The sequence below is a fragment of the Sunxiuqinia sp. sy24 genome (assembly GCF_052677165.1).
In genome coordinates, this window is sequence record NZ_JBQYLH010000020.1 from 16,007 (window position 1) to 41,845 (window position 25,839).

Annotated in this window: 16 protein-coding genes; 15 read left to right on the forward strand and 1 reads right to left on the reverse strand. The window is 40.4% G+C overall.

Going from position 1 to position 25,839, the window contains the following annotated elements; genetic code table 11:
• Positions 1-245: 245 nt before the first annotated feature.
• The gene (locus ACUNWA_RS16170; RefSeq protein WP_445592966.1) at positions 246-1,208 is read left to right on the forward strand and encodes a metallophosphoesterase; all 963 of its coding nucleotides are present in this window, start codon (positions 246-248) and stop codon (positions 1,206-1,208) included.
• 138 nt (positions 1,209-1,346) lie between these two features.
• On the opposite strand, the gene ACUNWA_RS16175 is transcribed toward ACUNWA_RS16170, so the two are convergent.
• Positions 1,347-3,161, reverse strand: a complete 1,815-nt coding sequence (locus ACUNWA_RS16175) for a LamG-like jellyroll fold domain-containing protein (protein WP_445592967.1) — start codon at positions 3,159-3,161, stop codon at positions 1,347-1,349.
• A 589-nt stretch (positions 3,162-3,750) separates the two neighbouring features.
• On the opposite strand from ACUNWA_RS16175, the gene ACUNWA_RS16180 reads away from it, so the two are divergent.
• The 14 genes from ACUNWA_RS16180 to ACUNWA_RS16245 all read left to right on the forward strand — a co-directional run bounded on the left by ACUNWA_RS16180 (position 3,751) and on the right by ACUNWA_RS16245 (position 25,755).
• Complete coding sequence (locus ACUNWA_RS16180; RefSeq protein WP_445592968.1) at positions 3,751-5,967, forward strand: TonB-dependent receptor; 2,217 nt, start codon at positions 3,751-3,753, stop codon at positions 5,965-5,967.
• A gap of 9 nt (positions 5,968-5,976) precedes the next feature.
• Positions 5,977-7,113 (forward strand): ABC transporter permease, encoded by a 1,137-nt coding sequence (locus tag ACUNWA_RS16185; protein ID WP_445592969.1) that lies wholly within the window; start codon positions 5,977-5,979, stop codon positions 7,111-7,113.
• A gap of 21 nt (positions 7,114-7,134) precedes the next feature.
• The gene (locus ACUNWA_RS16190; RefSeq protein WP_445592970.1) at positions 7,135-7,803 is read left to right on the forward strand and encodes an ABC transporter ATP-binding protein; all 669 of its coding nucleotides are present in this window, start codon (positions 7,135-7,137) and stop codon (positions 7,801-7,803) included.
• A gap of 2 nt (positions 7,804-7,805) precedes the next feature.
• The gene (locus ACUNWA_RS16195) at positions 7,806-11,576 is read left to right on the forward strand and encodes an outer membrane protein assembly factor BamB family protein (RefSeq protein ID WP_445592971.1); all 3,771 of its coding nucleotides are present in this window, start codon (positions 7,806-7,808) and stop codon (positions 11,574-11,576) included.
• 4 nt (positions 11,577-11,580) lie between these two features.
• Positions 11,581-12,672: a hypothetical protein gene (locus tag ACUNWA_RS16200; RefSeq protein WP_445592972.1), complete on the forward strand. Its 1,092-nt coding sequence runs from the start codon at positions 11,581-11,583 to the stop codon at positions 12,670-12,672.
• Positions 12,673-12,694: 22 nt separating this feature from the next.
• A complete protein-coding gene (locus tag ACUNWA_RS16205) occupies positions 12,695-14,392 on the forward strand; it encodes a glycoside hydrolase domain-containing protein (protein WP_445592973.1) in 1,698 nt (565 codons plus the stop codon).
• A gap of 31 nt (positions 14,393-14,423) precedes the next feature.
• Positions 14,424-17,021, forward strand: a complete 2,598-nt coding sequence (locus tag ACUNWA_RS16210; protein ID WP_445592974.1) for a GH116 family glycosyl-hydrolase — start codon at positions 14,424-14,426, stop codon at positions 17,019-17,021.
• Between the two features lie 25 nt (positions 17,022-17,046).
• Positions 17,047-17,748, forward strand: a complete 702-nt coding sequence (locus tag ACUNWA_RS16215; RefSeq protein WP_445592975.1) for a DUF2490 domain-containing protein — start codon at positions 17,047-17,049, stop codon at positions 17,746-17,748.
• A 48-nt stretch (positions 17,749-17,796) separates the two neighbouring features.
• A complete protein-coding gene (locus tag ACUNWA_RS16220) occupies positions 17,797-20,331 on the forward strand; it encodes a GH116 family glycosyl-hydrolase (RefSeq protein WP_445592976.1) in 2,535 nt (844 codons plus the stop codon).
• 71 nt (positions 20,332-20,402) lie between these two features.
• The gene (locus tag ACUNWA_RS16225) at positions 20,403-21,437 is read left to right on the forward strand and encodes a family 43 glycosylhydrolase (protein ID WP_445592977.1); all 1,035 of its coding nucleotides are present in this window, start codon (positions 20,403-20,405) and stop codon (positions 21,435-21,437) included.
• Between the two features lie 11 nt (positions 21,438-21,448).
• Positions 21,449-23,656, forward strand: a complete 2,208-nt coding sequence (locus ACUNWA_RS16230) for a beta-N-acetylhexosaminidase (protein ID WP_445592978.1) — start codon at positions 21,449-21,451, stop codon at positions 23,654-23,656.
• Positions 23,657-23,716: 60 nt separating this feature from the next.
• Complete coding sequence (locus ACUNWA_RS16235; protein ID WP_445593015.1) at positions 23,717-23,929, forward strand: hypothetical protein; 213 nt, start codon at positions 23,717-23,719, stop codon at positions 23,927-23,929.
• Positions 23,930-24,093: 164 nt separating this feature from the next.
• Positions 24,094-24,681: an RNA polymerase sigma-70 factor gene (locus tag ACUNWA_RS16240; RefSeq protein ID WP_445592979.1), complete on the forward strand. Its 588-nt coding sequence runs from the start codon at positions 24,094-24,096 to the stop codon at positions 24,679-24,681.
• A gap of 78 nt (positions 24,682-24,759) precedes the next feature.
• Positions 24,760-25,755 (forward strand): FecR family protein, encoded by a 996-nt coding sequence (locus tag ACUNWA_RS16245; protein WP_445592980.1) that lies wholly within the window; start codon positions 24,760-24,762, stop codon positions 25,753-25,755.
• The last annotated feature ends 84 nt before the right edge of the window (positions 25,756-25,839 follow it).

The window sequence follows — 25,839 nt, forward strand, 5'->3', positions numbered from 1 at the left end:
AGGCATATGATTTGATATTTATTGGCTTAATTTGTACAACGTCTCAAATAAGAACTACTTCAATGTCCTTCCCGTTATCTTGCAGAAAGGCGGTTTTTATTTAATACTAGTAGTTTGCTATGAAAAAACTAGCCATTATAGAAATCACTTGAATTCGATAATGAGAACATTTCCTCTTGTTGCAAATCTTGAGATAGATAAATAACTTTAAAGCGGTTTGTATATATTCTGAAAAGTTGTAAGTCATGAATTTTAGCTTCTCCTATAGTCTGAAAGTGTTCAGTGTAATTATGGTCCTGTTTTCTTCTTTAAGTCCTGTAAAGCCTGTCTTTTCGCAAGCGATTAAGTCGGAAGACCAAAAGCAGAGTGAAAAACTGTTTTCATTCGGACTAATTGCAGATCCGCAGTATGCTGATGCGGAGGCAGCGGGAAGCAGGCATTACCGCCACTCATTGAAGAAGATGGAAAGCTGTGTAAGCGAATTAAATCGCTATGATCTTTCGTTTTCCGTGACGTTGGGCGACATGATTGACCACGATTATACAAGTTTTGACAATATTTTACCTATTCTAGAGAAATCTAAAGCACCGGTTTATAAGGTTATTGGAAACCATGATTTTGATGTTGAAGAGAAGTACAAGACAAAAGTAAGGTCGCGTTTGAATAATAAGAAGGGGTATTTCGCTTACCAGCAAGGTGACTTTATGTTTATTGTTTTAGATGGGACAGATCTGAGTACTTTTGGAACGATTAAGGGGAAGAAAGACCATAAGCTGGCAATAGAAAAACTGAATGGGCTAAAAGAAAGTGGTGAGAACAACGCCTACAATTGGAATGGAGGCCTCGGCTCCAGGCAATTTCAATGGTTAGCAACAAGGCTAAAAAAAGCCAGTCGTTCCAACAAGAAGGTTGTTCTTTTTTGTCATTGGCCCTTATTGCCCGAAAACGGAACCCAGCTATGGGATAACAAAAAAGTATTGGAGCTCATAAGCAAGTATGAGAATGTTGTTGCCTGGATTTCCGGTCACCATCATGCTGGCGGATATCATAAAATTGGAGGGATACACCATTTAACGATGAAAGGGATGGTGGAATCAGAATTGAATAATTCGTATGGGATTGTAGAGGTGTATGACAATAAGTTAGTGCTGATGGGGTTTGGCCAACAATCCGGGCAGCTAATGGACTTTACAGTGTCTGGTCAGTGAAATTAAGCTGCTATTGAGTTGGCCTATTCTCTTCGAAAATACATGTGTTGCGGAAGCTGCACGGCTGTGACAAAAGTCTGTTTTTCTTTCGTTTCGACTCAATAGAATTAAAACTTTAGTCATCCGAATTTCTCAGATCTAATCCTTCTGTTCTTCCAGTTCTTTTTGATATTGTTGAGGTGTTTTTCCCATAAACTTTTTGAAGGCTCTAAAGAAAGTCGACTCTGAATAAAAGCCGCATTGGTAGGCCAGAGCGCTGTTTTTTATGTGTTTAAGATTGCTGTTCTTTAGTTGCTTTATAAATTCGCTTACTCTAAATTCATTTATAAAATCGTTAAAATTAAGTTCATAGTAGTCTTTTAAAATTCGCGAAATATGATAATGAGGAATATCAATCTTTTCGGCCAGTGATTTTAGGTTGAACTTGGGATCGAGGTATAGTTCTTCATTGAGCACAGTTTCTTTTATTAAGCTTGCTTTTTTTGCCAGCTCATCAGGGCTAATCCAATCCTGGTTGGTTTCCTTTGTTGGTAGTTGTTCCTTCTTTATTTTATCTAACGCCTTGTATGAAATAAATCGGTACCTTTTTATTCCAATATACAGCAGTATAAGTAGACCCGCCAACAGAATAATCTGGATGTATATCTGCTGAAAGAACATTGGTTTTATTTCCATGCGTAGGTTTGTTGTTAACGGGGTATTGTTTATGGTTGAACCCCATTTTACATGAATTGCATATTTCCCGGGCTTCAGGTTAAACAAAGATAATTCAGAATTTTGCTTAAATTCTGTCTCGTAAGATTTTGATGGGCCAATAATGATAATTTTCCCCGAATTAATATTTTCCGGTATTTGGTTAGATAACTTCAGTTCAAATTGAATATCCTTTGTCCGGCTTGGGAATCCGATAAAGTCAGATGTTAAGATGTTGTAATCCATAAGCTTGTGCTGTGTATTGTTCTTGTTGTCTTCGGCTATGGATTTTATCATTACGGAAAGAGCGGTTTCAAATTCTGTAATCTCTTGTTTATCAGAATAGGCCGTGTATCCAAACTCTTGGCAGTATCCTTTAATGCGTACGTAAATTTTGCTGCCGCCCAGTAAGTTGTCAATCGTGTATTGTTTATTCGATGACCTTACGGATTTTAGGATGCGATCGAAGCTTTCTGTGTTTGATAATTCAACAATGTAATGGTCGAATGTAAATGTACTCTCAGCAATTTCCCATTCAGTAGTGAACGATGAAGGCGAATTAATTTCAATTGTCTTGATTTTGGGAGCAATCATTGATGCGGATGGGATAAAGCAATGCTCTTTGGTTGGGATATTCAGTTTCCCATTTAAGCTATTCGGAGAATGATCTTTAATGAAGGTATTGTTGTCTGTATCAAAATTGTAATAAGCAATCAAACCTTCTTCTTTCCCGTTTAGGTGCTGATTTCTAAACTCGTTAATTTCGCTTGATGATCGGGCTGTATTCCATATCCGGACTTCGTCAATCTCTCCATCAAAAACAAATCGCTCATTAAAATCTTTAAAGGCACCAATATGCAAACTCGATGGCTTAAAGGTCCAATCAATCTTTCCGGAGGTTGTTTTACTTTCAATTAGTTCACCATTTTTATAAATCTTAATCGATTCTCCGTCATAGGTTCCGGCTATGTGAACCCATTGATCGGCTTCAATCTTTACCCCAGGGTTGTAGTTCCATTCATCGCCTCTCATGTTCACTGTTTTGAGCATGAAATGCAGCTTCCCATCTTTGAGTGTTAGGCCAAATCCCGATTCATCGTGATAATTATCAGTTAAGTAACTGACAGGTGCAGCCCAGTTTTCAAAGCTCTTTGCTTTAATCCAGCATTCGGTGGTTATTTGAGAAGCCGGAGGCGTGAAATTCTGGGTATTTACCCGAATGTAATTGGGAGAAGCCTTAAAACATTTGTTTTCTGCCATTAGCCATGAAGACTGTAACAATAGTGGAATGATCAATGCGATTAATTTAACAGCGACTCTTTTTACGTTTACTTTCACAATTAACGAACGGATTAAGTTTAAAAATTTAAATATAATCATTATTGGTAGATAATAGTTTTTGGGAATAGCTCTTTCAAAGAATCGGGGGACATGTCCAATGATTTGCATGGATGCTTTATTTTTATGTTAGGAATAGAGAAGAGTACTCTCAAATAAATATTTGACAAGGATGGAGAGTCTGCTTCATGCGTGTTTAAGTTGCGTATAATCAAATGGAAAGGAGTGTCAAATAAATAGAATCTTGGTCTGTGTTTTATTGAGTTGACTAAATTGTTGAGCAATTCAATAATTAGGACATGAGTCTTATTTTTGTGAATAAGAGCCTTGATTTGGCAAGGAATATTGGAGTAAGTGCAAATGTACATTACGGTGATAGGCATCATGAAGAAGAAGAGATAAACACATTTCCAAGATCAACTCTAAAAGAGTAGAAGGTTCTTAAAAGTGATCGTGCTTCAGTTGAACTAACATCATTTTATTGACAAAGAATTTGACTAAACTAATTTATATGATGGAGTATTACTTAAAACGTTTAATTGTTTTTTTTATTGCGAGTTTTCCGGCTGTTATGCTGGCTCAGTCAGTTTCAGGGATTGTTATTAGCGAAGATGAGGGAAAGGTGATTGGAGAGGCCAATGTAGTTGTTAGTCCGGGGAATTATGGAACGGCTACCAATGCCAATGGCGAGTTTAAGTTTAATACTCTTTCAAACGGGAACTACAAGTTAACTGTTTCGATGGTTGGTTTTATTAGCGAATCAGTTAATCTTCAAATTAAAGAAAACAAAAACACGGAGCTTACCATCCGTTTACAACCCGATAATAGAAAGATTGATGAGGTTACCATTCGTGGGAATTATAGCCAAACAGAACTTATCGAAAACCCGGGACGTGAACTAACTTCACTCATGCCAGCCGTTTCAAAAGTAACGGCAACTGAAATCGAGCAGCAGGGAGCAGTAAGCTTAATTGATGCGCTAAAGTTTGTGCCAGGCGGTTGGACTGAAACTCGTGGGCGTAAGGTGAAGCAGTTTTTTTCTGTCAGGGGCCAGAAATATCCTTACCCTTCCTATTCAATCAATGGAATATGGCAGAACGAATTTCACGAAATGCCTTACTTTTTTAATAGTTCTAATATCAGCGAGATTAAAATAATCCGTTCGAGCTCGGCCTTGTTAAAAGGTTTGTCGGCGCTAACTGGGGTAATTGATGTAAAAACGAAACAACCCAGGAAGAATGAAGTGGATTTGTATGCAAAATATGGTTCGCTGAATACCTATAATACAGGAGCTTCTTATGGGAATTCTACCGATAAGCTCTCCTATCGGATAGGGATGAATGGCTCCGGGACAGAAGGTCCCGACAATAGAAATGGTAAAGAAAATATTTACAATGCGCATGGTTTTTTCGAGTGGAAAATGAACGATAAGCTCAGTTGGTCTTCCAATATTTTTTATCTCGATGGCATGAGGCAGTTGACACAACCGATTGAACCTGCAGCTGACAAATTCAGAACCAGAAAAGAATCATACGAGCCCTTAAAGTCGTTCCTGGTATCATCAAAATTGCAATACCGGGCTAGTGCTAATTTTAGCAGCGAGTTATATGTAAATTACGCACATCGAAAACCGAAATATCACAATGAAAACCTGGCAACGGGGAAGCTCACCGAATACAATGAAAAGGATTGGGAAGTAACCATTAATCAGATTAATGCAATGGCATTAAGTGAACAGAACACCTTGCGTTTTGGTGCTTTGTACAATTACTGGATTGCTCCCGAAGGTAAACGGTATTATTACGGGAAGAAGGCTGGAGTTCAAACTGTTTCGGGAGTTGTGACCGACCAGCACAATTTCGGACGCCTGGTAATTGATGCCGGGTTTCGCTTAACCCAAGAGTATTATGCCGAGTGGGGAGGTTTTAGTATTGAAGGAAGTGGAGGAAAGTTTTCGAAGGTTGAACCGATTGTTGACCAGTGGCAATCTCCGGTTTGGCAGGCTACTTCAGGCTTGTCCTATTCATTGCCTGCTAATGCTTCGCTTCATTTTTCATTTGCTGGCGGAAGTGTGAATCCGAGAAAAGGGGCTTTGAATGAAATGGGTGAAACTCCGGATAATGAAACTCGAACGAATTATGATTTGGGCTACGTGAAAAATTTTCAGAATTCAGGAAGATTTTCGGCTACCGCTTTTTTCGTAAACCGTAAAAAGGCCATTGAATACAGTGGAGGAACAGTTGATATTGGAGACAATGAAATCATGGAATTGTACCGAAATACGGATAAACGTAATTACGGATTTGAGCTGGAAATAAAATCGTTGGTTGTTGCAGAAAACATATCTTTATTTTCGAATATCACTTTAATGAGGGGCGAAGTTGAAGATGATGGTGATTGGGCGAAAGATGATGAAATGCCCGATTTTATAGCAAATGCAGGGATTAACTTCCAGAAAAAAAGAATGGATATCAATGGATTCCTGAACTATACCGGAAAATATAAAAACGACCGATTTGTTGAAAAAGCTTATCTTGAAGAGTTTGGTAAAGCGGCCCTTGGCGATTTTATTGCGGTTGACCTCACAGCGGGGTATCGACTAGGGGAAAATCAACGGATACGAGTTTTTGCAGATGGCAAAAATCTGCTGGATACAAAGTATCAGACAGTGCCTGGATACCCGGATTACGGACGGATTATTTCCCTAGGATTTCAAGTAAAACTGTAAATCAAAAAAATGCTTTTTCTACAAGAAATTAAATACAGAAGAACAAACTTCTTGCTAGGCTTAGTTGGTATGGTTGCAGCAGTAACTATCGTTGTTCTATTTTTTATGATGACGGCTGCCTCGCAAAACGAAACCAGGCGTCTTACACGCGATATGGGCTTTAACCTGAAAATTATTCCGGATAATACCAATATGAATGATTTCTGGGTCGCAGGTTATTCTAATCAAACAATGCCTGAGGAGTTTGTCGATAAGCTGGTTGATGCAAAATCGTTCTACTATGCGCACTTAACGGCCACTTTACACAGGAAAATTGAGTGGAGAAATACCGAGGTGGTGTTAACAGGGATTTCGCCTGATGAATTGGAACCCAATGGTAGCACTAAATCGAAAATGATTTTTGCTGTAGAGCCCGATAAAATTTATGTTGGTTACGAAATCGCAGACAAGCACAATATCGAGGAAGGTGATCTTCTTACGGTTTTAGGAAACGAATACGAAGTAGAACGGACATTGGCAGAAACCGGTTCGGAAGATGATATCCGTGTTTATTTTGATTTGAAAGAGTTGCAGAGCTTGTTGAGAATGGAAGGACGCATTAATGAGATTATGGCTCTGAACTGTCTTTGTTCAACCGAAGGAGACGACCCACTGGAACAACTTCGAATACAGCTAGGACAGGTTTTGCCCAATACAAAAGTTATCATGAACCGGACAGTGGCTGTAGCCCGCGAACGCCAGCGCAAAATGATGGATAACTACTTTGCCGTTTTGTTACCGATCATTTTAATCGCTTGTATTTTATGGGTAGGTACTTTTTCAATGCTAAATGTATTTCAGCGTAAAACAGAAATTGGAATTATGCGTGCTACCGGGTTTGGTAACTGGAAAATAGCTCGTTTGTTCTTTGCCCGTGCGTTGTTAACCGGCTTGGGAGGGGCTTTTATTGGCTTTTTTCTGGCTACATGGCTGGGAATGAAATATGGCCCGGAAATATTTAAAGTAACAGCACATGCCGTATCGCCTGTTTATGCTCTGCTATATAAAGCGTTGATTTTTGCGCCAATATTTGCAGCTCTTGCAGCATTTATTCCTGTTGTGTTTGCTATAAAACAAGACCCGGCAGAGGTCTTAAAAGAGGCTTGATTAAGATTTTAAGGAAATAGTATGATTAACATTCAAGATGTAACAAAAATATTCAGTTCGAAAATGGGAGATGTTGTAGCTCTCCATGAGCTGAACATGCAGATTCCGGATAATAAGTTTGTGTTGATTAAAGGCCCAAGTGGCTGCGGAAAATCAACCCTGCTGTTTACCCTTGGAGGATTGCTGAAACCTTCTTCGGGTCAGGTTAAGGTATTGGGAAAAGAACCGTTCAACATGGAGGAAAAGGAACGCACAGCGTTTCTTTCATCTCAAGTCGGTTTTGTATTTCAATCCTATCATTTAATTCCTTATCTAACGGTTCTTGAGAACATCCTCTTCTCAAAAAATGCAGGGAACAAAGACGTTTCCGAGGAACAGGCACAAACATTGGCCGAGGAGTTAAATATTACCGATCGATTGAAACACTATCCGTCAGAACTTTCGATTGGCGAAAAGCAGCGGGTTGCTTTAGCGCGGGCGTTAATTGTAAAACCAGAACTTATATTAGCGGATGAACCTACCGGAAACCTCGATCCTGAAAATACACAAGTGGTATTAGATCACCTTCGTAAATTTCAACAGTCGGGTGGCTCCGTTGTCATGGTTTCGCATGGAAATGAAGCCGATCATCTTGCCGATTGTATAATCTCAATGAAAAAAGGAAAAATCACCAATATCAGAACCAACTAGCTATGACAAACCAACTAGCAAAAAAACGGACAAGCTTGAGAAACCTTATTGTAATTTTGGCTTCAGTCATGCTTTTTCAGGCATGTGAGTTAAAAGCACCCGAGCTTACTGAAAACGATTGGCCACAATTCAAAAAAGATAATTATAGAAGTGCCAATTCGCCGCTTGAGTTGGACCTAAAAACACAAGGCGAGGCCTGGGTTTACCAAGCATCGCAAAAACCTGTTCCAGCGTGGTATGGCCCTGCAAAAGAAGATGCATACGCTGTTAGTGGCCCACTTCCGTCAATGCGCGATTATGATTTGTCGTATTACCCGATAATTGTTGGCTCAAAGTTATATTACGGCTCTTCATCCGATGATGCGGTGCATTGCATAAACGCGGATACGGGTAAAGAAAAATGGCATTTTACTACTGACGGTCCCATTCGCATTGCGCCGACTTACGACAATGGAAATCTCTATTTTGGATCGGATGATGGTTATGTTTATTGTGTTGATGCGCGAAAAGGAAAATTAATTTGGAAGTATTCTCCATCGCCAGCAAATCATCAGAAAGTTTTGAACAACGGACGTTTAATCTCGTTTTGGCCTATCCGCACAGGCGTATTGATTGAAGGAGGAATTGCCTATTTTGGTGCATCGATGTTACCCTGGAAGAAATCGTTTGTGTGTGCCGTAAATGTTGAAACGGGACAACCCGACATTGCGGGCACCTATGTGAAAGAACACAACGATATGAACATGACTTTGGAAGGAGCAATGGCTTCAACCGGATCGATGCTTATTCAACCACAAGGCAGAATATCTCCGGCATTTTTGAATAAAACAACCGGTGAAAAGAAAGGCCAGCTAGCTGGAACCGGCGGATGTTTTGTGTTGGTTACCCCCGATCAAAATGTCGTACACGGCCACTCTTCAAGGTTCAAAAGTATTGTAGAATCACCCATTGAAAAGAACCCTGAATTTATGACGTTTAAAGAGGGTAAAGAAATGGTTGTAAAGGGCGATACCAGCTATGTTTTAAATGAGAGTAGTATTGCTGCTTACCATCGCGAAACAAAGAAGATGTTGTGGCTCAGAAGAAATTATCAGGCACACCGGATTATTATCGCCGGCGATGTGTTATTTGCCGGTGGTACGGATAAAGTATACGGAATAAGCACTAAAAATGGACTACCGGTTTGGGAGGCCGATGTGGAAGGGACAGTGTATGCGCTTTCGGTGGCCAATAAGGGGCTTTATGCTTCGACGAATACAGGACGTATTTATTGTTTCAAAAAAGGGTTTGGAGAAAATTCGCTATTTGACACCAATTCAGAAAAAGAAGCCGGAATTGATGAATCCATTAAGAAGGAGGAAACAGCTCCCGATTATGAAATTCTGCAGTTAAAAGCAGGTCCGTTTGTTCATGCACTTTCTACTGATTCTATTTTGCTTCAGTTTGAAACCTTCGAACCTTCGAAGATTAATGTGGAGTGGAAAACGGAGGGAAGTAAGCTGACGATCACCAGCGATGTCTCAATACGAAAATATCAGCTTTCACTGCCAGTGCGCCAGGGTTTTACGTATTCGTACGAATTAGTTTCTGAAACTGGCGAAAAGGCCGAATTTGAGTACGATAATTTTTTCAATTTTGCACCAGAAGTGTTAAGTGCCGGAGATCTGCCTCGCGCCACGAAATCACATCAACAACAAATTGCCACTTTTCTGAAATCGTATCCACGAGGTAAAGGTTTTGGTCTTGTATTAGGAGAAGAATCAGCTCAGTCAGCCATAGAACTTGCTGCACAATCAGAATTGAATGTGGTAAATATTGAAGATTCTTCTGATGAAATTGAGGCCTTTCGAAAGAAGCTCCAGAAGGAGGGCGTGTATGGAAGGAAAATTTCAGCACTGAAAGTTGAACGTTTAGCAAACCTACCCATTATTTCTGAAGTGGCAGATCTGGTTTGGGTGAATAAAGGTTCTGTCATTAGTCCGGATGAAGTTATTCGATTGATTGCTCCAAATCAGTATGCTGTGGTGAATGGAGTTAAGGATATTGATGAATGGCTTGACGAGTCCATGCTGAGTTGGCAGGTTGAAGTGAAAAAATACAAGGAGGATGCCTTCTTATTGATTAAGAATCCGATTGAAGATACAGGCTCGTGGACGCATCAATATGGCAAAGCAGATAACAGTTCTTTTGGCGGAGAGAGTTTGTGGGGAGCATCATCAACCAACGATTTCGAAGTACAATGGATGGGGCGCCCCGGCCCACGTTTTCAGACGGACAGAAGCGGCAGAAAGCCCTCTCCTTTAGCCGTTAATGGCAAACTATTTGTACAGGGGAATGAGCGCATCATAGCTGTAAATGTGTACAACGGGACGGTGTATTGGGCGAAAGATTTTCCGGGATTAAAGCGTATGAATGTTTTACGCGACTGTTCTAACTGGGCGGCCGACAACGAATATTTGTACCTGGCAATCGACGATCAGTTGCATCAGGTCAATCAGCAAAATGGAGAAGTCTTAGCCGTATTGCCCATTTCAAAATACCACGATGGGACTTCCAACTGGAGTTATATTGGTTTGGTTGAAGATCAGCTGATTGGGAGCGCGTCAAAAGAAGATGCAAACTTCTCTCGTTACCATGGTGGACGTGGATGGTACGATGCAAAAGATGGCATGATGTCGTTTAAAGTGTTAAGCAATAGGCTATTTTCTCTTTCAAAAAATGGATTTCAAAAGAACTGGGAATACCAACCCCAGGGAGCCGTGATCAATCCTACCATCCTTATTTCGAATGGCAAAATTAGTTTTGTTGAAACACGCTCGCCCAACGAAGAAAGTATGCTTAGCGGCAGGGGGGGAGACGAGATTTATAAAAATGCCTGGCTCGTTTCGTTGGACGTAACCAACGGCGAGAAAATATGGGAACGACGTGTGAAAACCATAGCAGGAAAAACAAGCTATTTTATGGTTGCCGGGAATCAAAAATATGTAATTGCTTCATCGCAAGACGGGAAATATGATGTGCAGGTTTACGATGAAAAGGATGGTTCTCTGCGTTGGAAAAAAATTCAAAAGTGGTTTCATGGTGATCATGGAGCGCATATGTCGAAACCGGCAATTGTGGGAACCCGGCTGATGATAAAACCCGTACTTTATAATTTGGAAAGTGGAGAAGAAATCAATTACAATGTACCGAAAGTAGGGCACGGTTGTGCACACTATGCTTTAACCGAGCAATCGGTGTTTTACCGGGGCGGCAGTGTTACGCAGTTTAATTTCGACAACCGTAATTTCTCAAAGTGGGAACGACTACGTCCTGATTGCTGGTTGAGTACAATTCCTGCCGAAGGAATGATTCTGTCGCCCGAAGCAGGTGGCGGTTGCAGTTGTGGTAACTGGTTGGAAACATCGATGGTGATGGCGCCCATTTCAAGAGCTCCAATAACGATCAAGAGTCTGGGCGAAACTTCAACAAGAGATTATAAAGATGAAAGTTGGGGCGATTATATTCATACCTGTGCCTTTAACGAATTCGTCAACTCAGTAGAAATCGAGCTGCTTGTAAAACCGGGAGTAGAGGGTAACCTATACTACACAACCGACGGAAGCGAGCCAAACAAGAATTCAACAAAATATACCGAACCTTTTTCGATTGATCATTCGCTTGAAGTGAGAGCGGCCATATTTTTGGTTAAAGGAGGTAAAGAACGAAAATTTGTTCGAGGTCAGCAGTTTGTAAAGGTTAAGCCTTCTGACCTCGTTGCGGATAACAAGTAAAAAAATGAAAGCATTCGGAATATTCATCCTTCTTTTTATGGTCTCTGTCTTTCAGGTAGATGCTTGCCGTTTTACCGTTCGCGAAATTGGTTTTTCCATTTTGTCGCAGGACATTTACACTATAGCCGTAATTGACGAAAATGCGAATGCCGGAAAGGCTTTGTGGAAGACGTTTCATGAAAAAAACAGGGATTGCAATTTACGTTTAGAGGTTTTAAGTCCCCGTTCCGATTTACAGCATCCAATAGTGAAAAGTGTCCAGCAAAAAGGAATTAAGTTTCCTTGTACTGTTTTAGTTGCTCCCGATGGTAGAATATTTCAGTTCGATGAAAAGGATATCTCAACGGTGTATGATGAAGTTCTGGAATCTGCTTTGGGGCAAAAATTAAGGAGGGATTTTCCTGATGTTTTTGCTGTTGTAGTTTGGATTGAGGGTGAAAATGAAGCAGAAAATCGGGTAATCGCCGACCAAGTTCAGCACGAATGTGAAGCCATTGAAAACATCATGCCAGGCATGCCCAAAATTGTTGAAAAAGGACCTTTGACAATTGCAGTTACTAAGGATGATTTTCAGAATGAAAGCGTTTTGCTTTGGAGCCTGGGCCTTGAAACGATTCCGGTAAGCCCTGTGGCTTTCGTTCTTTATGGACGTGGTCGAATGATCGGAAAGGCTCTCGACTTCAAAGAAATTCAAGAGGGAGTCTTGTATAACCATATGTCGATGATTGGAGCCGATTGCGAATGTGGATTGGATAAAAAGTGGATGCTGGGAAATCAGGTGCCGCTTTTATGGGACCAGGGTTCCAGACAATACCTGGCAAAGCTTGTTGGCTTCGATGTAGACAACCCCATGATTCTGGCCGAGATGAGTCGAATTTTGGCTAAAGAGACTTTATCGGACGAAACCGGAAGTGTGGCTTTTGCTCCTGAAACCATCAACTTGGATGAGGTTTTTGGTGCTGAAGACAAATCCGTCGATCAAATTCAGGAAGAACAAATTCCTGTTGAAAATTCGAAAAAAGTACTGTTGGTCACCATTGTTTCTATTCTTTTGGGAGTGCTTATCGTTGCCGGATTTCTTTACTATAAAAAATAACTTCTAATCAAATATCTAACACATGAAAACAGTAATACGTTATACTTTAATGCTGGCAGGAATACTTCTGATCAGATGCTCCAGTAATAATACTGTGCAATTTGAAGTTGTCGATGCCCTCCAAAAAGTATTTCCCGAAAGCAACTATTTTGCACCTTTCGATGCGCATATTGACGTTGCACGCGGAGAACATGCTTCACTTCAATTTGTGGTTCGTGCAAATTCCGATATTCAAAACTTAAAGATCAAGATTGATTCTCCCGAAAGCGGAGATTCTGAATTAGCAGATATTAAAACGGGTTTTGTGGGATTCGTAAAAGTTGGAAGGGCAAATCCGGAGCCTTCAAAAGATTCATACAAACCCATGTCTGGCTATTTCCCTGATCCGATTACTTATGAAGACAGCCGTGATGTCCCATTCGGAACAACACAGCCAATATGGGTGTCGGTTAAAATACCAAAGGACTGCCCAACCGGATTATATACTGGAACAGCTGAGATAACATGTCAGGTAGCCGGGGAAACTATTTCAAAAACAAAATCGTTCGAAATAGAAGTGTTTAAACCGGTGATTGAAAGCACATCACTTTGGGTGACAAACTGGTTCTTTCTCGACAGACTGCACTATTTGAACAATAATCAACCAGTGGAGAAACATGGCGATTTATATTGGGAACTTTCACGGGTAATGGCAAAAACACTGGCGGATTACAGACAGAATGTAGCTATGATTTCTCTCTTCGACCACACTGATTTTTCGTTTGAAAATGATAAGTGGGATTTTGATTTCAGTAATTTCAATAAAATGGTAGATCTTTTTGCAGAAGAAGGAGTAATTGGACGATTGGAAGGAGGACATTTGGGAAGTCGAATTGATGGTGGCTGGTCTAGTCCGTTTGGATTATATGTTCCCGTGTTTGAAAACGATAGTATTGATAAAGAATTATTACCTCTGAATAGCCAAAAAGCAAAAGATTTTTACGCAGCTTTTTTACCGGCTTTTGTTGAAAATATTAAGGCAAATGGCTGGGATGGGCAATACATTCAACACATTGCCGATGAGCCAATTGAAGATAATGTGGAATCGTATATCGAAATTTCAAAGTTCTTAAAAACATTGGTCCCCGACTTAAAGGTGATTGAGGCTTGCCATACTCACCAGCTGGAAAATATGGTAGATATTTGGGTTCCTCAGATGAATTTCCTGAAAAGTGGCATGGATTTTTACAACGAGCGTCAGGCTAAAGGAGATGAAGCCTGGTATTACACCTGTTTGTCTCCCAAAGGCGAATGGGCTAACCGTTTTGTAGAACAGCCTCTGATCAAAACCAGGTTGTTACATTGGGTGAATTTTAAATACAATATTCCGGGGTATTTACATTGGGGATTTAACTTCTGGGGCTCAAACTCAGGAATTGTAACTGCCGAAAATCCGTTTGATGATGTTTCAGGGATGATTGTTTCATCTGGAAATATTCTTCCAGGGGGAGACTGTTGGATTTCATATCCGGGCTATAAAACCATTTATCCGTCTATTCGACTGGAGGCTATGCGTGATGGAATTGTGGATTACGAACTATTAAAAATGCTCAGAGATAAATTCCCGAAGAAAGCAGATGAATTAGTTGGAACTACAGTTTATGGGTTTGAGCATTACGATATTAATATTGGTGAATTCAGAAAAAAGCGAAGAGAGATTCTAATGAAACTTTCTGAATAAATTATAATTACCTAGACTTTAAATTTTTGAAATGAATATTATCAATAAACTCATAGGCTTTGCGCTCTTCTTGTTTACTTTCAATCAATCAATAGCAAGTTCAAGTTATAACAAATTGATCTACATTGGGATGCCAGTTGGAGGAATTGGTTCTGGGCAGGTTTATTTGGGGGGTGATGGACAGCTATGGTATTGGGATGTTTTTAATATACAGCGAATTAACCCAGGAGGGCCCGGTGATAAATTTTATATCAATCCAATGGTTCAGGACAGACAATTCGATCAGGGATTTGCCATTCGTATTAAAAATCAAATTACACCTTTTGTAAAACCATTGCGAATTGGAGGATTTTCTGATATTCAATTTGACGGGCAATATCCAATCGGAAATGTTTCGTTTCGCGAAGATGGATTCCCCCTTGATGTTCATTTAGAGGCTTTTACTCCATTTATTCCAACAAACAGCGAGGAGTCGGGTTTCCCGGCGGTAACTATGGAGTATACGGTTAAAAACACGAGTAAGAAGGAAGTAGAAGTTGAGCTTTTTGGATGGCTGCAAAATACAGCAAATCTTTTTACTGCAAATAGAAATACGGGGCAACATATTAATTTAATAGAAAAGAAAAGTGGTACTCTCCAGTTGATTTGTAAATCTGAAGGAGAAAATATTGAAGGCATGCCTGATTATGGGAATATGACACTAAGCTTGCTCGATGATGAAAATAGCTGGTCAACACCCCTGACTTCAACAAATATTGATTACAATCTACCTGAAGTTACCGCTTCCGAGATAACAGTAGCCAAAAGCACTTTGGGTGAAAATCTAACCGGAGCTTTGGGTAAAACCCTTATGTTGGCGCCAGACGAAAAAAAAATAGTCCGATTTATTCTTTCGTGGTATTTCCCAAATGTACATCGAGAAGAAAGTGGTTTTCATAACCTGAAAAACAGGGAGAATCTGAGATATTATTATAGTGATAGATTTGAATCATCAGCCGATGTTGCAAATTATATTTCTAAAAACAGGGATGTGTTAATTGGAAGTACAAAATCCTGGGTCGAAACTTGGTATAACTCAAGCCTCCCAAAATGGTTTCTCGACCGGACTTTTGTAAACACAAGTACACTTGCGACAACTTCATGTTATCGTCTTGATGATTTAACGGACGATCCTGATAATGAAGGACGTTTTTATACACAGGAGGGTGTTTATCTCGGCCATGGAACTTGTACGCATGTTTTTCATTACGAACAGGCACTGGGGCGTGTATTCCCACGTTTAGCAAAACAATTAAGAGAACAGGTTGATTATGGCTTGGCATTTCACGATGATGGATTGATTGGTTACAGAGCAGAATTCTCAAATGAGGGACATCACGATGGACGTGGTTATGCTGTTGATGGACATGCCGGAACGATTCTACGAACCTACCGTGAACACACGATGTCGGTAAATAATGCATTTTTGAAAAGGAATTGGCCGAAAATAAAGAAGAGCATCGAATACATGATTGCTCACGATAAGGAAAAAGATGGGAAAGCCGATGGTATTTTAGAAGGTGCACAATATAACACGCTGGATCGAATGTGGTATGGGAAAAATACGTGGATAAGTAGCATGTACAATGCTGCATTAAAAGCAGGGGAAGCAATGGCAACTGAAGTGGGCGATAAAAAATTCGCAAAAGAGTGTAGCAAAATTGCCCGAAAAGGATATGAGAATATGACTTCGCAGCTTTTCAACGGTGAATACTTTATAAATATTCTTGACCCTGAAAATCCTAAAAATCCAAACTCAAACGTTGGTTGTCATATCGACCAGGTTCTCGGTCAATCGTGGGCAATGCAAGCTGGATTGCCCCGGGTATTGCCTGAAAAGGAAACAAAAAGTGCTCTGACATCCATTTATAAATACAATTTTTGTGAAGATATCGGTTCATATATCGACACTTCATATATTCAAAATGTAAGGTTTTATGCTTTACCAGGCGAAGCCGGCACAATGATGTGTACTTTCCCAAAAGGAGGTGCAGAGAAAGCACCGGGCAAAATAAAAGATGAATGGGAAAAATTGGTAGTTGGCTATTTTAGCGAATGTATGACTGGTTTTACATACCAGGCAGCGGCACACATGATCAACGAAGGTATGGTCGACAAAGGCTTGGAGATGATTAAAGCAATTCACGAACGTTATGCCCCTTCAAAACGAAATCCATATAACGAGGTCGAATACGGAAACCATTATACACGTGCTATGTCAAGCTACGGGGCATTTGTTGCAGCATCGGGTTTTACTTATCACGGACCGAAAGGAATTATTGGTTTTAATCCAAAAATCAATCCCGAGAATTTTAAATCGGCATTCATTACGGCTGAAGGTTGGGGAAGTTTTTCACAAAAACGAAGTAATAACAAACAGACCAATACCATTCAATTGGCCTATGGTCAATTGAATATTCATCAAATAGAGATTGCGTTAGAAAAGGAAACGCAAATTAATGCTGTTTTTGTTAAAATTGGAGATCAGAATGTGGAGGTTAACTACCTACAAAAAGGAGAAATAGTAACTGTTGATTTTGGAGAAATTGTATTAAAAAAGAATCAGTTAGTGAGCATTGTGCTGCAATGAGATTCTGTTCTACCCTGGAAAATAGATGGACTGTAATAAAGGATACTTATTCCCCAATTTAAGCGCAACCCTGAAGAAGGCAGGCTTTTTTTCGATTACTTTAGTGGCACTGATGACACTGTTTAGCAGAAATACAACTGCCCAGGAAATAGAATCAGGAATTAGCGAACTTTGGCAAGAGCTGTATGTATATCATCGGCTTAATGGAAAGTGGAGTGGCGAAGTTCTTTTCAATAATTTATATAGTTCAGAACTTGGCAATTACGATTGGTTTTTAGAAGGGAAAGTAACTTTTCATGCAAAAAAATGGCTCGATGTTGAAGCAATGTATCGTCACGAGTTTTATGATTTTAACGGCTCAAAAGTTCACGAGTACCGACCGATGATGCGATTGTCAGGAAAAACAACGATTGGCAACTGGTGTTTTCGTAACCGTCATCGGCTTGAACTGAGAATGTTTGAGATTGCAGACACTCGTTTCAGGTATAGGACTGATTTAAAGGTGAAACCCAATTGGAAGTGGACATCTCTTAAAATAAATCCATACTTTCAGGAAGAAATTTTCATCGATCGAAGAAAGTTGTCAAGAAACAGAATTTACGGAGGGGTGGAAGCCAAATGGGGGAGGGTTGAGCCTGCAATTTATATGCTCGTTCAATCGGACTATTTAGGGAATAGTTGGATTAATCGGCTTGTGGGTGGTGTCGTTTTGGGCATTGAGTTGTGACCGGGTGAGCATTCAAAAGTTTAGTTATAAATTAAATCATATCATACCATGAAATTAATCGGAAGTATAGCTGTTCTTATTTTGTCGGCATTGTTTGTAAATGCACAACAGTGGCCCACTTTAAAGCACTACGATCAAAATCACGTTTCGAAAATAGCCTTACCTATCGGTGGAATTGGCACAGGAACTGTTTCTATTAGCGGGTGTGGAAGCTTGGTGGACTGGGAAATTATGAACCGTCCCGGGAAAGGATTTAGCACCGTCACGCCGGGGAACGATGCTCCTTTTTTTGCTATTCATATTGAGCAGGGAAATGAGAAGTACACTAAAGGTTTAATGGGGCCACTTCTTGATTATGAGTATGAACACATGGAAGGCCGCCCGGTTGATCACCATGGTATTCCGCGCTTCGAAAAGGCTTCGTTCGATGCTGCCTATCCTTTTGGTACGGTAAATTTGACGGATAGAAAGCTTCCGGTAGATGTTAAAATAAAGGCATTCAATCCACTTATTCCGGGCGATGCCGATGCCAGTGGAATACCCATTGCCGTTTTGCGCTACGAAGTTTCCAACAATAGCAATGAGCCGCTACGTGTTTCCGTTTGTGGGTCTATTCGTAATTTTATTGGTAAAGATGGTAGTAAGTATCACGTCGACTGGAAAGGTGACCGAATTTATGACGGAGCAGTAAAGAATAAGAATGAATATTTTGCAGATGGCAATTTAAGAGGGATTAAATTCTTGCCGGGCGAAGTGGCGGAAGACGATCCTGCCTGGGGAACACTTGTTTTGTCGACAAATGCTCCAACAGGCGTTAGCTATCGAACGTCTTCGATCAGTAACGCGTGGGGAAATGGGGTTCTTGATTTCTGGGACGATTTTAGCGATGATGGAGAGTTGACTGAAAAGGAGGAGCAAGTTGATCATGATCCAATGGCTTCGCTATCGGTTCAGCAAGAAATTCCTGCAAACAGTACCCGCGAATTCGAATTTTATTTGACCTGGCATTTCCCAAACCGAAAAGCCTGGGCAAGTGAGGTTGTTGGCAACTACTATACGACCCAGTATAAAGATGCTTTAGATGTCATTCAAGAGACTCAGCCAAAATTGAAACAATTGGAGGCTCAGACGTTACAATTTGTAAATGCTTTTCTGAATACGGATCTACCGGAAGTAGTAAAAGAATCGGCGCTTTTTAATTTAAGCACTCTTCGTTCGCAAACGGTTTTTCGAATTAAAAGCGGACACATGATGGGATGGGAGGGATGTATGGACCGTTTTGGTTCATGTGCCGGCTCCTGTACTCATGTTTGGAATTACGAACAGGCCACGGCCTTTTTGTTTGGTAATTTGGCGCTTACGATGCGCGATGTTGAGTTTAATTATGCCACCCGTGACAACGGAAGTATGTCGTTTCGAGCCGGGTTGCCTCTAATTAGTGCTCAATCAGGAGGCGTTGCAGCCGATGGACAAATGGGTACCATCATGAAGATGTATCGCGATTGGCAACTTTCGGGAAATACCGAATTCGTTCGGAAAAGCTGGACGAATGTGAAAAGTGCGCTGGCCTTTGCCTGGGAAGAAAACAGTTGGGACGCTGATGCCAATGGCGTGATGGAAGGCAGCCAGCACAATACGATGGATGTCAATTATTCAGGTCCCAATCCACAAATGCAGTTCTGGTACTTGGGAGCATTAAAAGCAGCGGAACAAATGGCTTTGGCTATGGACGATAAAACGTTTGCTAAAAAATGCGCTGCTATCTACAAGACTGGAAGTGAATGGACCGATAAAAATTTATTCAATGGCGAATACTATGTGCATCAGGTTCTTGATCCTGAAACGAAGGAGGAAATTACGGACTATTCAGCCCCTAATATGCCTAAATATCAGCTGGCAAAAGGCTGCTTGGTCGATCAGCTTGTGGGTCAATATATGGCACATATTTGTGGCCTTGGATACCTCGCTCCAAAGGAGCACATTAAAACGACGTTTGAAAGTATCTTGAAATATAACAGAAGGGAAAGCATGACGGAGCACTTTAACAATATGCGTTCTTATGCCCTGGGCAATGAATCGGCCTTGTTAATGGCAAGCTGGCCAAATGGACGCCCCAAAATTCCATTCCCTTATTTTTCTGAAGTAATGACAGGTTTTGAATATGCTGCACTTGTAGGGATGATATACGAAGGGATGGAAGACGAAGGCGTGAACGGGATTAAAAATATTCGCGACCGTTACGATGGAGCCAAGCGCAGTCCCTTTGATGAAGCAGAATGTGGACATCACTACGCGCGGGCTATGGCTTCGTGGGCAAGTGTGTTGGCTTTAAACGGCTTTGAGTATTCTGCAGTTGATAAAACCATGAAAATGGCGGCGCGCCCAGGCAAATGGTTTTGGTCAAATGGCTACAGCTGGGGAACTGCGGATATTAGTGAAAAAGGTTCAACGATTCAGGTCGAACTTGTTGTTTTGCATGGCAATATCGAACTTAAATATTTTGAATTAAAAGAGACTGGAATTTTTAAAGTCGAGACTCAATCGAATTTAAAAGAAGGGGATAAATTTCAGTTTGAAATCTAGAACTTGTTATATTTAACGACGACAAAAAATTTGAAAAGTAGAATCATCGCATTTCAAAATAAACAAAGGGAATGAAAAGGAAAACTGCTGTTGCTATAATTTTTATTGTTGTGATATTTCACGAGGGGTTTACACAAGATCGGACCAAAAATGATCAGGTAGAATCTTATTTTTCTTCAAAAGAGTTTCAGTTTGAGGAGATTGAAGGAGTTGGTTTTGAAAATGGTGTTACTCGTCGCGATAACAGTGATATTATTAAAGTTGGGAATAAATACTACGTGTATTACACCAAAGTACTAGGACAAAGTCCCGGATATTGGGGAACCATATGGGCTGCTATTTCCGAAGATGAAGGGCACAGTTGGACAGAGTTGGGTGAAGTACTTGGGAAGGGTGAGCATGGACAGTGGGACAGTCAGGCTGTTTTTACTCCTAATATTATGGAAGAAGTGGGTGTTTACTATTTGTATTATACCGGCGTGCAGCCAACTCTCGGAAATGACAATGGCGAGTTTGAAAATAACTCCATAAACGATTACACGGCTATTGGAGTGGCAAAGTCTGACAGCCCAACAGGCCCATTTGTGAGGTGCGTTGATAATCCAATTATTTCGGCGAGCAGCAATCATGATTTATTCGACAGTTATCGGGTTGATGATGCTGTCTTGCTAAAAAGAAATGGCAATTTCTGGCTTTACTATAAAGGCCGCAAATATGCCGATGGACAAGCCGGCCCATTACACACTCACATGGGACTTGCCATTGCTGAAAACCCAGAAGGGCCATTTGTGAAGTATGAAAATAATCCAATTTTGTCCGGGAGTCATGAAGTATTTTTGTGGAAGCAGGATAAGGGAGTAGCTTGCTTGGCTTCAATTCGTAGCACGTTTGAATATGCAGCCGATGGATTAGACTTTTCATCCAATCCAGTTGCTGTGCCAATTAACAGAGCACAGCGCCCGAATGCACCGGGAGCCTTTCGGCCCGATCTTACTGATGAGAAAGGAAAAAATGAATTAACTTGGGGAATTTCAATGATTCACAATGGAGCCAATTGTTATTTGGTTCGCTGGGAATTTATAGATAAAAAGAAAGAAAACAATTAAACTAAAATTGAATGAGAAGGACCACATTTTTAATGTCTGTTTTATTTGTTCTGACTAGCTTCACAGGCTTGCTTGCTCAGGACATCATCCCCAAACCCAAGAGTTACACCACAAATGGAGAAGTTTTTAAGTTAACTTCCGATGTGCAGATTCTCTATTCCGGCAATTTGAAAGAAATGGCTGAGTATTTGGGAGCAAGCTTGTCGCCAGCAACTGGCTGGGATTTTGAAATCAATAAATCAAAATCGGCTAAAGAGAAATCAATTGTTCTTTCAATTGATAATTCGAAAAATATAGCGAAAGAAGGTTATCAACTTTCAGTCACAAAAAATAGGGTAGAGATTGTTGGAGCCGATCCTGCCGGAGTTTTTAACGGTATTCAGACAATGTTGCAAATGCTTCCGGTCGAAATCTACAACCTGCAACGTCAGAAAAATGTAGACTGGGAAATTGAAGGAGCTGAGATTGCAGATGCCCCTTTGTATCCTTGGCGGGGTGTGATGCTCGATGTTTCGCGTTATTGGTATGGTAAAGACTATGTTTTGCATTTGATTGACATGATGGGAATGTATAAAATGAATGTGCTGCATTTGCACTTGATTGATGACGCCGGCTGGCGATTGGAGATCAAAAAATATCCTAAACTCACATCAATTGGAGCTTGGCGTGGCGAAGGTCACGAACGCACCGGAGGCTACTATACGCAGGAAGACATTAAAGAGATTGTGGCGTATGCCTCACTTCGAAACGTTGATGTAATTCCTGAGATTGAGATTCCCGCGCATACCTTGGCTGCCATTTCAGCCTACCCTTGGTTGTCGTGTACCGAAGAACAACATGTTGTTCCCTTGCAGCACTTTATAAGTCGCGATTTATATTGCGTTGGAAAAGAATCAACTTTTGAGTTTCTGGAAGATGTATTTAAAGAAACATTCGAATTATTTCCGTCGAGATATTTGCATGTTGGAGGCGATGAGGCACGTTACGATCGTTGGATCAAATGCGAGCATTGCCAGGCACGTAAGAAAGAACTGGGACTGGAGAGTGAAAAAGAGCTGCAGGTTTACTTCACAAACCGAATTCAGGAAATGGCTGCAAAATATGGTAAAACCATTGTTGGCTGGGACGAAATTATTGAACGTGGATTAGATGATAAAGCGGTTGGAATGGTTTGGCATGCAAAGGAAAAGGCGATTTCGGGCACAAAAGAGGGACACGATGTGGTTATGGCATTAACTGGCCATTGTTACTTCGATGTAGCGGAAAGTAAAATACCAGGAGAGGTAAAAGCGGCTACCTGGTTAAAACCCATTTCATTGGAAAAGGTTTATGCCTTGAATCCGATGATTGATGGATTGGATGAAAAGTATCGTCCACAGGTTTTAGGAGCTCACGCTACTTTGTGGTCTGACCAGTTTATTCATGGCACCATTTTGCAGGAGATTGCCCCAATCAATGAGAATCGTTCAGAAAAGTATATGGATTATCTTACGTTTCCGCGCATGGCTGCCTTAGCTGAGGTTTGCTGGACTCCCCGGGAACTGCAGAGTTGGAGCGATTTTGAGAATCGGATGAAAACCCATTATAATCGGTTGGATGAGGCCAATTACGGTTATCGTGTTCCACAGCCTAAATTGCTAGGTAAGAGTAAGGTGGGTGATGGATTCGAAATTGTGTTGGAAAATGTGGTAGCGGGAGCTGAAATTCGCTTTACAAGCGATGGGATTGCACCTAACGTGTACTCAGGAGTCTATTCTGAACCGGTGGTTGTTCAACAGCTTTCACAATTTCAGGCTATTACAGTGGTTAACCGAAATCAATATTCGTTACCCCTTTATTTTCCGGCAAAATACGATCAGTTTAAAAAGTATGGCGAGTTAGTTGCCGAATGGGCTCCCAGTAAAATTCAAGCTAAAGAGTTCGGTGTTTTTGAAATGAATGCAACGGGTAAAATCAATGAGAACGGAACTTATGAATTGGCTTTTTGGTATACCAGCGGCGACCATCGTTTGGAAATTGAGTTGGTTGAAGTATTCAAAAACGGCCAAAAAATTACAGAAGACCATCACCCTGCATTTACAGGGGGAACTTCAAAAAATAACGTTTACACCTTCGATATTGACGACTATGAAACCGGTGCAGCCTTTACCATAAAAGCAACGGTTCGTGGCGATATTGGCAATGATTCATACGGCGCCGTATTTATTAAGAAGAAATAGTTTTTGTGTAGGATAAACCATGGAGGAATGTTTAGTTGTTCCATGTAATTTATTGATTCAATACCCTTACGTATTATCTTCTACAGAAGAATAACCAACTATAAAATTTTCAGCTATTTTGCTGAATGGGACCACTGCTTGATGCGGTGGTCTTTTGGTTTTATAGTTCGCCTAATCATGAATGATAAAGAAGAATTCGAGTTTTTTTTTGATCGCTTTTTGCTCAATATCCTTGGAGCATTGGTGTATTATTTGTTCTGGCCTAAGAAATAGGTCGTAAGTGTTGAGCTCGAATTGAGTCAGTCAAACCAGCTGATTTCTTTTGCGGCTTAGCCCCAGATGCAGCTTACGCATTTTTTACTTTATGAGATCGTGACCAAGGCTTAATGGCAATTGGCATTATTTTTCTAGATTTGCTGTACGACTATTCAACTAACATGACTACAACAAATCTAAAACTTCTTGAAGGTTTAAAGAATGATGATGAGGCTGCATTCAAGGTCTTGTATGATAAGTATTTTTCACGCCTTTATTATTTTATCTTGGAATTTGTTCCGTTTGAAGATTTGGCCGAAAATATTGTACAAGATACTTTCTTCACGTTATGGGACAAGCGTCATCAGCTGCGAGACGATAGTCAACTAGATGCTTACCTGTTTACCATTGCTAAAAATAATTGTCTTTATAGGCTTCGAAGCCAGCGTTACCGACAGAAATTATTTGTTAATTCATACAGTATTCAGGAATTAGAAATGAATGTAGAGGTGTTAAGTTCGTTAGAATCTTCCGATTATACCTTTAATGAGATCGAACGGATTATTCAACAAACGCTCGAAGATCTTCCTCCCCAATGTCGAAATGTGTTTACCCTTAGCCGATTTAAAAGTTTGAAAAATAGAGAGATTGCTGAAGAGCTTAATATCTCGGAGAAGGTGGTCGAAAAACATATCTCCAAAGGATTGAAACGATTCCGACTGGCATTGAAGGATTATTTACCATTGGTAGCCTACTTGTTTGTCGGTTAATTTTTCATTTTGAAATTATTTTTTCGTCAGGAGGGAGGGGAAGTTTGAATTCATGCATTCTTTAGAATAGAAACAATCATGGAAAAAACGGAAAAAATAATCAAGCTTGTAACAGGCTCCGAAGTAGAGCAGAAAGAGCAATTGCTGGAAGAGCTGAAGCAGTCAGATCAAGATATGGCTACTTATAGAAGTGCCAAGATTGCCTGGTCTTTTCTTGCTGCTTCGAGACAGGCTCCGGCCGATAAGGTGGAGCAATCCTATAAAAAACTAGCCAACAGAATAAAATTAGCTGAGTCTGGAAAGAAACGATTCATGTTCTTTAAGTATGCAGCTGTTCTTGTTCTTTTAATAGGGGTAGCGTCAATGATGTTTTGGCTTGGTCGAACTACTCAGAGGAATAATGGCGGCGAACAATTTCAGACATCGGTAGTAGCCGCATATGGACAAATAGCCCAAGTTGTTTTGCCCGATAGCTCGGTTGTTTGGTTAAACTCAGGCACAAAACTTACCTATTCGAATGGTTTTGCAATTAATAGTCGTCATCTAGAACTTGAAGGGCAAGCCTTGTTTCAGGTTTCAAGAAATGAAACTCTTCCTTTAACAGTCTATACAAGTTCGGGTGTCAATGTGAAGGTATTGGGAACTCAGTTTGATGTTAGTGCTTATCCTGGCGATGAAGCTGTTCGTGTTATTTTGCAGGAAGGAAGTGTCGAATTGGATAATCCAGGGATTACCGATTTCAAAAGAAAATTAAGTCCCGGAGAAATGATGACCTACAATACCAGAGAGCGATCAATGGATGTAAGTACCATTGAGATGGAGAATTATGCTTCATGGAAAGATGGAGAACTGATTTTTAAAGATGAACCGATGCTGGAAGTCATTAAGAAGCTGGAACGCAGGTTTGACGTTGAAATAGTGGTTGCTGACTTGAAAGTGTATAAATCGATTTTCAATGCCAATTTTAGGAATGAAAGTTTGAAAGAAATCCTGGATTTTATCCAGTTTTCATGCCCAATAACCTACCAGTTTGTTGAAGAGGAAGCCGGTAAGGCTAAAATTATATTTAAGTAATCCGATACGATTAATTTAAAGGAGTGCCAATGAAAAACTAATTAACCAAAAGAAAAGGAGATGCTGTAACATCCCCTTTACAAT